Genomic DNA, 13,195 nt, shown 5'->3' with positions numbered 1-13,195 from the left:
TTTTTTTATAGGTTTATTTGGGAAGGAAACCTAATAAGCCAAGATGATAATAACATTAATCATAACTAATTTTCGTTCCGTGTGTATAATCCGCTTCTTGACGCTTGATCCCGCCGCGGTTTTCAATTTCTTCAATGATTTCACGATGAATCGTGACGCCTTCGCTATTTAAGTACGGTGCAATTTGCTGCAATGAGTGATGAAAGAAGGCGAGTTCGCTGTCCCTCCATTCGGCTTTCGAGACCATAGAAAGTTCTGTCATATCCCGTCCTACATACATAATCGTCTTCCTTTCTCATTTTAATAGCCTTAGGTTTTGTAATCGATTGTCATCTATACATTAAAACGCTAAAATGAATACAAAAACTTGTTTATGAAAGGAATAACATATATGACACAAAAAGTAGCACTAATCACAGGAAGCAGCAGAGGAATAGGGAAAGCCACAGCCTTAAGGTTGGCTCAAGCTGGGTATGACATCGTCATTAATTATGCAAGAAGTAAAAGTTCTGCACTCAAAGTAGCAGAAGAGATTGAAGCTTTAGGCAGAAAAGTATTAGTTGTAAAAGCTAATGTGGGTGATGTAAGTAAAATTAAGTCTATGTTCCAACAAATTGAAGAAGAATTTGGCAGGTTGGATATTTTTGTTAATAATGCGGCATCTGGAGTCCAACGTCCGATTATGGAGCTAGAAGAAAATCACTGGGATTGGACCTTAAATATTAACAGTAAAGCATTATTATTCTGTGCCCAAGAAGCGGCCAAACTAATGGAGAAAAATGGCGGCGGGAAGATTGTCAGCATTAGTTCTTTAGGGTCTATACGATATTTAGAAAATTACACGGTGGTTGGGGTATCTAAAGCAGCCTTAGAAGCTCTGACGAGATATTTAGCTGTAGAATTAGCTCCGAAGAATATCGTGGTTAATGCGGTCTCTGGCGGGGCGGTTGACACAGAGGCATTGACTCATTTTCCAAATCGTGAAGAGCTTCTTCAGGAAGCAAAGGAGAAAACCCCTGCGGGACGAATGGTTGAAATCGAAGATATGGTAAATTGTGTCATGTTTCTCTTATCAGAAGAATCTAGTATGATTCGGGGGCAAACAATTATTGTCGATGGGGGAATTTCGTTATTAGTGTAACGAAAAATTATTTTGTAATTTTTTTGGATAGTCTCCTCACCTCCTGGGTATCTTAATTTTTGTGGAGGTGATTAAAATGGCAAACAACTTCAATCAACAACCAAACAAAACTTCTGCTGGAACTAACATCCAAGAGGTTAGACAACAAAATGCTCAATCTCAAGGTCAAGGTTCAGCTGGTCAATTTGGCACTGAATTCGCTAGCCAAACAGATGCTGCAGAAGTAAGAAGACAAAATCAGCAATCTCAAAGCGGTCAAGGTTCTGCTGGAACTGCTGGAGCTACTGGTTCAGCTGGTCAATTCGGCACTGAATTCGCTAGCCAAACAGATGCTGCTGAAGTTAGAAGACAAAATCAGCAATCTCAAGCTAACAAAGGCCAAGGAAATTCTGGTCAATTTGGTCAAAGCTAATAAATTCTTAATCAGAAGGCGCTCTCATTCGAAAGAGCGTCTTCTTCATGTGAAAAAAACATTTCGACAAAACTTCTTCTTACTCTACATAACTAGTCAAAGGATATATTTATTTGTTAAAGAATACATATTAGATAGAAAAAATAAGGCGGTGTGGTAAATGGATCATTTTAACCGTTTAGTATCTGAGCAGATGATGACAATGGAAAAGTTACTATACCTTCAGGGCGAACTTGAACGTTGTCAGGAAATCGAACAACAACTACAGATTTTACAAAACGAAACAGAGTTAGAAAGTGTCCAGTTTGATATCAATCAAATGAAAAAAGAGCTAAAAGAAATTCAGGAAATTTTTGAAAAACAAACAGAAGAAGTGATTCAATCTTATCGTGAAACTGACTTAGAGCCTTCAATATAGGTGAAAAATGAAAAAATAGTTAAAAATATGCAATTTTTTTCAAAGAGTCATTGAAATCAATGGCTCTTTTGTTTTAAATTCTTTATTCAACCGTTATAATAATAAGAAATAGTAAATGATTTGTTACCATTTGTCGTTTAAGTGCAGGAATATAGGTTACAAAGCGTTTAGGAAGGAAGAAGGGGAGAATCATGGGCGTACCCATCGAAGGAGAACCGATACAAATACATAGCTATAAACACAATGGGCACATCCATCGCGTCTGGGAAGAAACGACCGTTTTAAAGGGATCCCAAAATTTAGTAATTGGCGGGAATGATCGCACAATTGTAACGGAATCAGATGGAAGAACGTGGATTACAAGGGAACCAGCAATTTGTTATTTTCATTCACAATACTGGTTTAATATTATTGGAATGATTCGTGAAGATGGTATTTACTACTATTGTAATCTCAGCTCACCATTTATCTTTGATGGTGAAGCAGTTAAATATATTGATTATGACCTTGATATCAAGGTATTCCCTGATATGACGTTTAATTTGTTAGACGAAGATGAATATGAACGTCACCGTCGTGAGATGAAATATCCCGAAGTAATTGACCAAATTTTAAAAAGAAATGTTGAGAAGCTCATTCATTGGATCCGGCAGCGCAAAGGACCATTTGCACCTGATTTTATTGATATCTGGTACGAGCGTTACTTAACTTACAGACGTTAATGGAAAATGCTTCAATTCGCATGGAAAGATGATGAAGGCACCTACACAGTAATTCGTAGCTGCCTTCATCATCTTTCCCTGTTCATATTAAAGTGCACAGCAGGAAAGGGGGCCAATCTTGAGCAGTGTTCGCAGATATCTCGAATTTGTTAAGCCATATCGCCTTCAAATTATTGGGACGATTATTATCGGGGTTGTAAAATTCGCCATCCCGCTTATCATTCCCATGCTCATTAAGTATGTAGTGGATGATATCATTGGCAATGGTAGTTTAGCCAACGATGAGAAACTAGAAAAATTACTTCTAATTATGGGGGTAATGATCGTTGTTTTTGTTGTTTTAAGACCGCCGATTGAATATTACCGCCAATATTTCGCCCAATGGACATCAAGTAAAATTCTATACGATATCCGTGACCGTATGTATACACATATCCAGAAACTCAGCTTTAAGTATTTTGCTAATACTCGAACAGGAGAAGTCATTTCACGCGTTATAAATGATGTTGAGCAGACAAAAACATTTGTAATCACTGGTTTAATGAATCTTTGGCTCGATATCGCCACAATTGTTATCGCAATAATTATTATGTTTTATATGAATGTCAGTCTATCAGTGGTTTCAATTTTGTTATTTCCGCTATATGCATTTTCAATCAAATACTTTTTTGGTAATTTACGTAAACTCACAAAGTCTCGTTCTCAAGCACTTTCTGAGGTTCAGAGCTACCTCCATGAACGTGTGCAAGGAATGCCCGTCATAAAAAGCTTTGCAATCGATGAGTTTGAGCAGACACAGTTTGATAAACAAAATAAAAACTTTTTAGATAAAGCCTTAGAACACACCAGCTGGAATGCGAAGGCATTTGCAGCCGTTAACACGATTACGGATGTTGCACCTTTGCTCGTTATTGGCTACTCTGCCTACCTTGTTATTCAAGGAGATTTATCACTGGGAACAATGATGGCGTTTTTTGCTTATGTTGATAAATTGTACAATCCGTTAAGAAGGCTTGTGAACTCTTCAACAACCTTAACACAGTCATTCGCCTCTATGGACAGAGTATTTGAATTCCTCGATGAAAAATATGATATTGTCGATTCTCCCAATGCGGTTGAGTGCAAGGATGTGAAGGGAGACATTACGTTTGATCATGTTCAATTTACCTACAATGAATCAGAGGAAATGATTCTGAAAAACATCAATCTTGATGTAAAAAAGGGTGAGACCATTGCCCTTGTTGGGATGAGCGGAGGAGGCAAGTCGACGCTTGTCAGCCTGATTCCTCGTTTCTACGATATCACGGACGGAAAAATTCTCTTAGATGGAGTGGATATCCGCCATTTCCAGGTTCAATCCTTAAGGGATAAAATAGGGGTAGTTTTTCAGGATAATATCTTATTTAGTGATTCTGTAAAGAACAATATCTTATTAGGAAAACCTGGTGCAACGGATGAAGAAGTATATCAAGCAGCAAAAGCGGCCAATGCGCATGATTTTATTGAGAATCTAGCATATGGATATGATACGAAGGTCGGAGAAAGAGGCGTAAAGCTATCTGGAGGACAAAAGCAAAGAGTGGCAATAGCTCGAGTATTTTTACGTAATCCTCCTATCTTGATCCTAGATGAAGCAACTTCAGCACTAGATTTAGAAAGTGAACACCTTATTCAAGAGGCCCTTGATAAGCTGGCTAAGGATCGGACGACCTTTGTTGTAGCTCACCGTTTATCCACCATCACTCATGCTGATCGAATTGTCTTAATCGAACACGGTCAAATTGTCGAAGTGGGTAAACATGAAGATTTAATGGCGAAACAGGGTAATTATTATAAATTATTCCAAGTTCAGCAGCTTGAACAGCATGAAGAAAAAGCTCCTCTGCAAGCATAATAAAAAGCAAAAAAATGACGTATTTGATTACGTCATTTTTTTTGCGCACGGGCTCTTAATTGCTTCCCAACAGCCCTCCACATTATGATAAATACTTCACTTTCGATAGGCTTGGACCACAGCGTTGTACTCATCCAAAGTGATTGGCATAACCCCGCCATGCTTGGAATTAACAGGTATATCCAAATCTTCTGGACTCTTTGTAAATTGTGCTGTTTTTAAGTCCGTTGTATAGTATGGTACATATTTTTTCTCAACCGCATAGTGATCGAGTAATAAGCACCATTTATCTTCACCTTTTATTTTGAAGCAGGCAGGTCCCTCAACACCAATTATATTTTTTAGGTTCGTATCCAGTGGAGTGAACTCTCCAAGTAAAAATTCCGAAACCTCTACGGTAATCGTTTTAACTGTCTCGTCTTTTGAAAAACGATAATATTTACCGTCCTCTTCAATAATAGTTGTGTCAATAATATGATTCGCTCTTTCAATATATATTTTAGGTGCAGTAAAGTTTATAAAATCCTTCGTTTTAGAATAATAGATTTTATGTTTCTCAGCACCAAAATTCTCCCTTGAAGCCCAGAATACTAGAAAATCATCGGCTTCTTTATCATATATTGCTTCTGGAGCCCAAACGCAGCCTGCAGTTTCCGGTCCAACCTTAACTAATCTTTGTTCTGACCAGTTTATCAAATCTTTAGACTCCCAAACCACAATATGCTGACTTCCAGTTCTCTGTACCTCGTCCCAATCCTTACGATGGTACATAGATAAATCGGTGCCAATAATGTAAAATTTATTTTCTTTTGGGGAACGGATAATAAACGGATCTCTTACCCCGAAATCTCCTAAAGTAGATGTCAATATCGGTTTCTTTTCATTAAGAGTTTCCCATTTCAAGCCATCTTTACTAACGGAAAAGTAGACTTGCTCTAAGTCATCTCTGCGCTCGTCTTCATGAATAAAATGCACAAATAAATAGGCCTCATATTTCTTCTTATCTATATCCATATCAACATAGGTCATTTTGTTAACTCTCCTCCAATGAAATATTATATAAATATTCTCATTAATAAAGGAGTCATTCAATCTATATATCAGACTAAAACAATGAAAAATCAGTAAAATTTAATAGCTACCTACATTCAACAAAAAGTCTGCCATTTATGAAGACTTTTTTTATGTTATTGGATTGTGCTAAGGCTTTCTGAAATCATCAAGTCGCTTTTGTAGGCAGCCATTGCCAGTTCATACCTAACCTTTTTGCCAGCTTCAACGAAGTCCGCTTCGTTTACAAGGGCAGATATTGAATAACGGTGACCCCTGAAATCGACGTTCAGTTCGGTGATTTCGTTGAATTTGAAACTTTCCAAAGATATGCCGTTTTCATCCTTCAATAGGTATTCAACATATTTCTCGTTGCATATTTGTGCCACTTCCTCCATTACTTTGAAGGCCATGTCAGGATTTTGCATATAGTTGAGGACAAGACTTTCATTTACCCGTCGCTTCCCCCGGTTCCCGTTCTGAAGTTCTGTAATGCTGCTATAGGATACAGTATAGAGAAACCCGTCATACTGGCGGATCTTTAGGTAGCGCATGCTGATTTCCTCAATTTTCCCCTGACGGTTTCCATTGATGATCACATAATCCCCGAGATGGATTTGACGCTCAAACAAGTATGTCAGTCCCATAATGTAATCACGGATGATATGCTGAAAGATTAATGCCAAGGAGCCTGCCACAACTACCGAGCCGGTGACAAACTTTGTCAGGTCGAAGAAATGGCTAAGTACATAAATTAAGAAAATGATTAGTCCAACTACTTTTGTCACCTGGTTAGCGAAATGCATTATTGTCTCTTCATGCTTTTCGTCCAAGAAGCTCGTTTTGTCAAAGAATAGTTTAATGAATTTGCGGATCAAATAAACCGTAAGTATAATCAGCAGTGCCACCGTTACTACTTGTACAGGCAACTGCTCAAACAGTCCCAAGAAAAACATTCTATCAACTCCCACTTTTTTTACATTAATAATAAAAGAAATGTGTATAAGGAGAAAACACTTCCTAACAAAACTTAACGATAGCATGAATAAAACCAAAGAGTAAATAAAAAAAATCCAGTTTCATTCACTGGACTTTGTTCGAGATATAAATAATTGGAAGGGATAAATAATAAGAGCAAAACAAATCGATAGGAAAAAAACGTGTTTAGATTTAAAATTTACTAATTTATAGACTTTTAATTTTTGCATTAGCCAATTCATTGGATAAGCAAGAAATAAGTCCATAAGTGTATTCACCAAAAGGTATAACCAGAATTTCCCGAAGGTTAAACGAAAAATCCAAATGGTGCCTATAAAAAACGGACCGAGTATAAAGCTCAAATCATTAAAAACTTTATTAAGTAATCCGCCTTTTACTGTCCACCATTTAAAAGGAACAGATAACATGCAATTAATAGCAACAAGTAAGGACGCAAAGATTGCAGAAGGTGTATATTTTTTAAACACATTTTTGGGAATTAAAAAAACAGTCAACCACGGTATTAATAGAAGACCAATTCTAATTATCGCGACAAACATAATAATACTCCTTAGCTGTTTTCCTTTATGTTGCTTTTAACAGGTAAAAATATACTTTAACATAAAATGAAAAAAAACTTACCTAGCCGGTAAGTTTTTTTATTCAATTTCTTTCTGTTCAATGGATACCTCGTTATGATGAAAGGAGTGAAAGCTGGTGATTAATGTATCCAGGTGCTCGATCTGCTCCCCGTAATCAATAATCGAAGAAATTACTTGCATAGTATGATATAAATGCGGATCGTCTTGGTCGCGGTATAGCTTTTGGTGGTTCAAGAATAACTCAAATAGTTCCTTATTATTCATACAGGTATTTGTTTCATTGTCTAAGGGTGTTGGAACTTTACCAATAAACCGAAGCATTAATTGCTCATGGTGGTAAATGACACTGTCGAGTTGCTCTTGTATCGACTGTTGAAAGTTTTCCGGCAGATGAAGGATTTCATTTTCAAATCGATGAAGTTTTTTTAATGTATCCAGTGCTTTTTTAGCCGTAGAGCTCATTTGCCTGAAGACCACTAGCTTTCTTGACTTTTCTAAACTAATCTTTTTAAAATAACTTCTTTCTTCTTTATACATTATATAAAACTGTTCAATCTTAATTAAGTTGTCTTTTAATTTTTCAATATCGCTCTTTAGCATATTGTGATCGAAGTCATGCCGGGTACTTAATCGAATCCAGCGAATAATTTCCTCAGTAGTCCCTGTGATTTTAAAATAAAGCTTATTTTCATATTTAGGCGGCAGAAAAACAAGGTTTACCACGAAAGCAGAAAAGACTCCAATCATAATGGTTGAGAAACGGATTCCTGCAAATGGAATAAAATCAGTTCCAGGAGTTTCCATAATCGAAATAAGCGTTACAAGAGAAAGTCCGATTGTATTTTCAATTTTCAGCTTAAGATTGATAATAATAACAATTACAGCGGCTAACCCAATAATGATAATGTGATTTCCTAATAAAAGGACAAAAATGACTGCAAGTATTGCACCTATTAAGTTTCCTTGTATTTGTTCAATAATCGTTAAATAAGAACGATAGATTGTCGGCTGGATGGCAAAAATTGCAGCAATACCTGCCAATACAGGAGAGGGTGAGTGTAGCAGCTGTGCTAAGTAAAGGGATAAGACAATTGCAATTCCCGTTTTAAAGATGCGGGCACCTAACTTCATTCCAAATGGTTTCCTTTCAAATTTAAGTGATTTTACATAGTTTACTTCATTAATGAACAATTACGTACTATACATGGATTAAAACATTTTATCAAGAGATATTATATGAATTTTTTTCAGCAATAGTTAAAGATATTTGTTTAAACACAAAAAAAGAACGTCCACCTACGCGGACGTTCTCTTATTAATCATTCCGTAGATACAGCTGGGTCAGCTTGTTCTTTAACCGGTACAATTTGAATAAAGTGATCTTCTGGGTTAGAGAGTAACGCACGAAGCAGATTTGCCTCTTCTGTCTGTCCGTCGTTTTCTAGGATATCTGTATATTTACCAAGAAGTTCATTGACATCTTTTTTGCCATTTTCGCTTAAGCTCATGACGGAAACTTTAGCACCTTTTGCAATCCGTCTCATAATCGCTTCTGCTGTTAAACCAAGTTCAGGCTGTTGGCGAACATAAACGACACCGCCAGTCATACCAGCACAAATCCATGGTCCTGGATCTCCTAACACTAATCCACGGCCGTTCGTCATATATTCAAAGGCAAAACCTTTAATATTTGCATTTGCACCGATATTGCCAGTTTCTTTTTCAAGAATAGGCTGCTTCACAAATCCGCCAACAATTAAATCAGCACCAGAAAGACGAATTCCTGCACGGGCATCAGCATTACCTTGGGCAACTAGAAGTCCTTTTTGAGCGCCATAACCGAAACCTTTTCCGACAGAACCGTTATAATAGTTGCCGTCTTTTCCTTTAGACTTAAGGATAAAGATATTTCCGCCAAAAGAAGTTTTACCCACTCCATCTTGACCGCCACCGTTAACAGTGATTTCAATTCCTCCACTATTATAAGCCCCTAAGCCATTACCAGGAATCGAACCATTCTTATACTTTAGCTGGACAGGAGGGAGCTGTTGGTATGAACCATCAAGTCTTCCGCGGACACGATGACAAGAAACTCTGCTCGCTAGAACGCGCTGTTCAGAGGTGACACTGTCAAATTCACGAGAAGAATGTAATTCATCCACGCTGGCGTCTAAATACTCGGCACCAACTGCTACTTGCATTTGAACTTCTTGCAATGCCTTGGATTCTTCTGTTTTCGTGAATTGGCTAATTTCTAACGGCTTTAATAAATACGATAGGCTAAGCTGATTTTTTCCTTTAACCTGCTCTAGCAAATCGGAACGTCCAACTGCATCTTGTAAATTAGTAATACCAACAGACGCCGCCAAAGCTTTTAATTCATTTGCAAAGGATGAAAATAAATTCATAATTCCATTAACAGCTAAGTCAAGTTGACGTGGAACAAAGCGGCGAAGCCCATGTTCCTTCGCTTGAACTTCAGATTCAATCTGAGTGGCAATTCCGACGTGACAGGTATCTAAATGACATCCACGGCATGTTGTACAGCCGATTGCAAGCATAGATAATGTTCCGAAGCCAACACGGTTTGCACCGAGAAGCATAACCTTCATGACATCTAAAGCACTCTTCATTCCACCATCTGCCCACAACTCTACTTTGTTACGTAGTCCACTTTCTAGAAGGGCATTATGGGCTGCTTTTACTCCAATTTCAACAGGAAGGCCAACATGCTGGAGTGCATGTATTCTGGCAGCACCTGTACCGCCATCAAAACCACTTAATGTAATAATATCAGCGCCCGCTTTAGCAATTCCTACAGCAATAGTTCCGATATTTGGTACAACAGGTACTTTTACAGCAATTTTTGCTTGGTCATTACCTGTTTTTAATTCTAGGATCATTTGTGCTAGATCCTCGATTGAATAAATATCATGGTTGTTTGATGGTGAAATTAAGTCTGAACCAAGTGTAGCATTACGTGCTGCAGCAACCTTGGCGGTTACCTTTGAACCAGGTAAGTGTCCGCCTTCTCCAGGCTTTGCGCCTTGACCGATTTTAATTTCTAATAGATTAGAAGAGTTTAATAGCTCTGCGTTTACCCCGAAACGTCCAGAGGCGATTTGCTGTCCTCTTGTTTTTGGATATTTACCAAGCATATCCTTGATTTCGCCGCCTTCACCATTTAGAGAGACCATGTTTAGGCGGTCAGCACCTTCAGCATAAGCTCTAAACGCAATCTCATTCTGTGAACCGAACGACATCGAAGAAATAATAAATGGTAAATCATGCTCACCAACTGCAATATTAACATTATCTGGTGAGATTGCTTGATTGCTCTTCTTTAACTGAAGTAAATGGCGAATGGTCGTCGGATTCTGCTCTTCTTGTTCGCTGATTTTTTCCCGGTAAGCACTGTAGTCACCAGTTGCAGCAACTTCACCAATAGCCTTCCAGATACGAGGGAAGAGGTGAAAGGTTTTACCGACTCTTTCCTTCTCGTTCTGATAATCCGCAGCCCTTGCAAAAGCATCATTCTTCATTGATTCAAAATCATTCTCAATCTCATTAGAGCCAAAAAAGTTAACAATATTCAACACATTGGCAATATCTTCGTGTAAGCCGATACTGGAGTAAAGTCTGCCATATCCGCGTAGTTCATGAATCCCAATGGTTGATATTACTTTTTCAAGTCCTTTTGATAACGCACTGTAAAGGTTAATCAAAGGTTTATTGTTTTCATCGAGTACGGTCATGAACATGTAATATGGACTGATTAAATCTGCGCCTAATCCAAAAACAGTAATCATGTCATGCAGGGAACGAATAGCTGCTGAACGAAGGACTAATGAACAATTTCTTCTTAATTCAGCTGTTACTAATGCCTGGTCAACGGCAGATGTAACTAAATGTGGATCAATCCAATAAAAGTCATCCTGATGTGCGTTTGCGTCATCGAGGACGATTAATGACTTTCCTGAAGTGACCGCTTGAACGGCCTCATTTGAAATTCTTGTTAAAGCACTATCAATGTTTTCATCTTTCCTAAAAGTTGTTGAAATAAACGCAACAAGCTTTTGCTTTTGGAAATGGTGAAGAACTTGATCAAAGCTAGGCTGACCAATGGCTTCTGAACAGCTATAACCAGCTTTGCCCTCTATAAGAAGGGGAGTGGTTAACTCAAGAAGTGTTTCAGTTTTTTCGTTATTGAATAAACCAGGACGTTTTCCTATAATCACTCGCGTAGAAAAATGCTCCGTTTCACGGTCGCGGTCAATGGCTGGATTTGTAACCACAGCTACACTTTCTTTTATATAATCGGCAATGTTTTTTCGCTCAGGATTAAGCGCAGCTAATGGTGCGTCATGTCCTAAGGAACGAATTGGCTCAACACCCTTTTCAGCCATTTGCTCGATTAGTTGAATGTGATCTCTTTCCCAGCCAAATGCTTTATATTGCCCATTATGAATTTTGTCTGGATAATTCATAGTAATTGTTTTCTCTAATGTAGGTACTTGTAAACGCAATCTAGAATTTTCAAGATTTAAGCGGTTAGAATATCGGTTATAAACCTCTGTTTGGAAGCGTTTCTGCTCGAAAACTTCTAATTTATTATTGTTCCACTTAAAGCCGACCTTTTCTCCAGGAGCTAAAGGCTTAGGATCATTTACATATTCACTGGAAGGAATAATCCCTGGCTCGGATGAAAATAAATATGAAGTTTCGATTTCTAGCATCCAAAGCGGGCGTAGTCCTAATGCATCTACACTAAAAACTGCTTCATCTCCATACCTTGAAATAATGCCAGCTGGACCTTGAGCAAAATGGCCCCAAGCTTCACGAATATAAGTATATAAATCTTGTAAATCCTCAGAGTAGGCTTTAATTTCATTGATAATAGGCGGGAATAAAAGATCCATTGCCTCGAATAACGTATACCCTTCACGGCAAATTAACGTTTCCATTGTCCGGCTTAAATCTTGCGAGTCACTGCCATCCTTTACGAGTGGAACACCAATCATTCTCGCTTCGTCACGAAGCTTTGCAATCGTATTAATTTCTCCGTTGTGACCAAGCACACTAAAAGGCTGGACCCGGAAAAAACTAGAAAGGGTATTCGTAGAATAACGGTTATGACCTAGAGTAATCGTTGATGCAACAATTGGACTGGCTAGATCTTTGTAATAACGAGGGAGTATATCGCCAGCACCCATGACTTTATATACGGCATGATTTTGGCTTAGCGACGCGACATGAACATGTTCATTGGTTTCTAAATCGACGATTGCTTCGAATAAGATTTTCGTTAATACTTGCCCTGATTTTTCAGAAAGGCAGGCAAATTGCCAAAAAACCGGATTCTCCTGGATAGCAATAGGTCCTAATGCACTTGAATCGGTTACTTGATTTGTTTCAAAAATAATATCTAATTCAAAGTTTTTTAATTTCTGAAGTAATTCTTGTTTAGTAGATAACCAGTCAGCCTTTTGGCTGATAAAAACATGACCTACAGCAAAACTCGCATTTTCTGTGTGAGAGGGGTCTACACCGGCACTTTGTAATTTTTCTTTCCAAAGTGCTTTTGGGATATCAACATGAATCCCAACGCCATCACCTTCACCGTTAATGAAGCCAGCACGATGATTCATTGTAACTAAGGCATCTATGCAATCAAAAATGTTTTTTCTAGTAGGCAGCTTGGTTTTTTCAAGACAAGCAACAATTCCGCAGGCATCGTGTTCATGCTTATGGAAATCTTTGAAAAGGGAAGGGGTCCATCTTTCATTCATATAAATTGGCTTCAGCGGAGATCCTCTAAAGCCGCTTCACCTCCTATTTATCTTTTTAATGTGAGAAATTATGACAAATAAAGCACAGGCCAATAGAAAAATTTGTTTTAAGAATAATAAATTAATATTATCATAAGAATTTTCAGAAATCAAATAAATATACAAGAATGTGGATAGAAAATTCAGGGA

The 13,195-nt window shown here is 37.8% G+C and carries 10 protein-coding genes; 5 read left to right on the top strand and 5 right to left on the bottom strand.

Annotated elements, in window-relative coordinates:
- Positions 1-55: 55 nt before the first annotated feature.
- Positions 56-280, bottom strand: a complete 225-nt coding sequence (locus F4694_RS24685) for a hypothetical protein (RefSeq protein WP_179602575.1) — start codon at positions 278-280, stop codon at positions 56-58.
- A gap of 111 nt (positions 281-391) precedes the next feature.
- Between F4694_RS24685 and fabL the strand changes: the two genes are divergently transcribed.
- The 5 genes from fabL to F4694_RS24660 all read left to right on the top strand — a co-directional run bounded on the left by fabL (position 392) and on the right by F4694_RS24660 (position 4,587).
- Positions 392-1,141, top strand: a complete 750-nt coding sequence (fabL, locus tag F4694_RS24680; protein WP_179602574.1) for an enoyl-[acyl-carrier-protein] reductase FabL — start codon at positions 392-394, stop codon at positions 1,139-1,141.
- Positions 1,142-1,217: 76 nt separating this feature from the next.
- Positions 1,218-1,553: a gamma-type small acid-soluble spore protein gene (locus tag F4694_RS24675; RefSeq protein WP_179602573.1), complete on the top strand. Its 336-nt coding sequence runs from the start codon at positions 1,218-1,220 to the stop codon at positions 1,551-1,553.
- 160 nt (positions 1,554-1,713) lie between these two features.
- Entirely contained in the window at positions 1,714-1,971 is a 258-nt protein-coding gene (locus F4694_RS24670; RefSeq protein WP_179602572.1) for a YgaB family protein, read from the top strand.
- Positions 1,972-2,162: 191 nt separating this feature from the next.
- The gene (gene ntdP / locus F4694_RS24665) at positions 2,163-2,693 is read left to right on the top strand and encodes a nucleoside tri-diphosphate phosphatase (protein WP_179602571.1); all 531 of its coding nucleotides are present in this window, start codon (positions 2,163-2,165) and stop codon (positions 2,691-2,693) included.
- Between the two features lie 118 nt (positions 2,694-2,811).
- Positions 2,812-4,587 (top strand): ABC transporter ATP-binding protein, encoded by a 1,776-nt coding sequence (locus F4694_RS24660; protein WP_179602570.1) that lies wholly within the window; start codon positions 2,812-2,814, stop codon positions 4,585-4,587.
- A gap of 96 nt (positions 4,588-4,683) precedes the next feature.
- Here F4694_RS24660 and F4694_RS24655 read toward each other — a convergent pair whose 3' ends face one another.
- The 4 genes from F4694_RS24655 to F4694_RS24640 form a co-directional block, all read right to left on the bottom strand.
- Positions 4,684-5,616, bottom strand: a complete 933-nt coding sequence (locus F4694_RS24655; RefSeq protein WP_257029381.1) for a glycoside hydrolase family 43 protein — start codon at positions 5,614-5,616, stop codon at positions 4,684-4,686.
- 158 nt (positions 5,617-5,774) lie between these two features.
- Positions 5,775-6,566: a mechanosensitive ion channel family protein gene (locus tag F4694_RS24650; protein WP_257029380.1), complete on the bottom strand. Its 792-nt coding sequence runs from the start codon at positions 6,564-6,566 to the stop codon at positions 5,775-5,777.
- A 708-nt stretch (positions 6,567-7,274) separates the two neighbouring features.
- Positions 7,275-8,348 (bottom strand): FUSC family protein, encoded by a 1,074-nt coding sequence (locus F4694_RS24645; RefSeq protein ID WP_179602568.1) that lies wholly within the window; start codon positions 8,346-8,348, stop codon positions 7,275-7,277.
- 188 nt (positions 8,349-8,536) lie between these two features.
- A complete protein-coding gene (locus F4694_RS24640) occupies positions 8,537-13,006 on the bottom strand; it encodes a glutamate synthase-related protein (protein ID WP_179602567.1) in 4,470 nt (1,489 codons plus the stop codon).
- Positions 13,007-13,195: the final 189 nt, after the last annotated feature.

The organism is Neobacillus driksii (assembly GCF_013409995.1).
Lineage (GTDB): Bacteria > Bacillota > Bacilli > Bacillales > Cytobacillaceae > Neobacillus > Neobacillus driksii.
The sequence above is the reverse complement of the archived record's forward strand: the minus strand, read 5'-3'. Positions and strand labels throughout refer to the sequence as shown.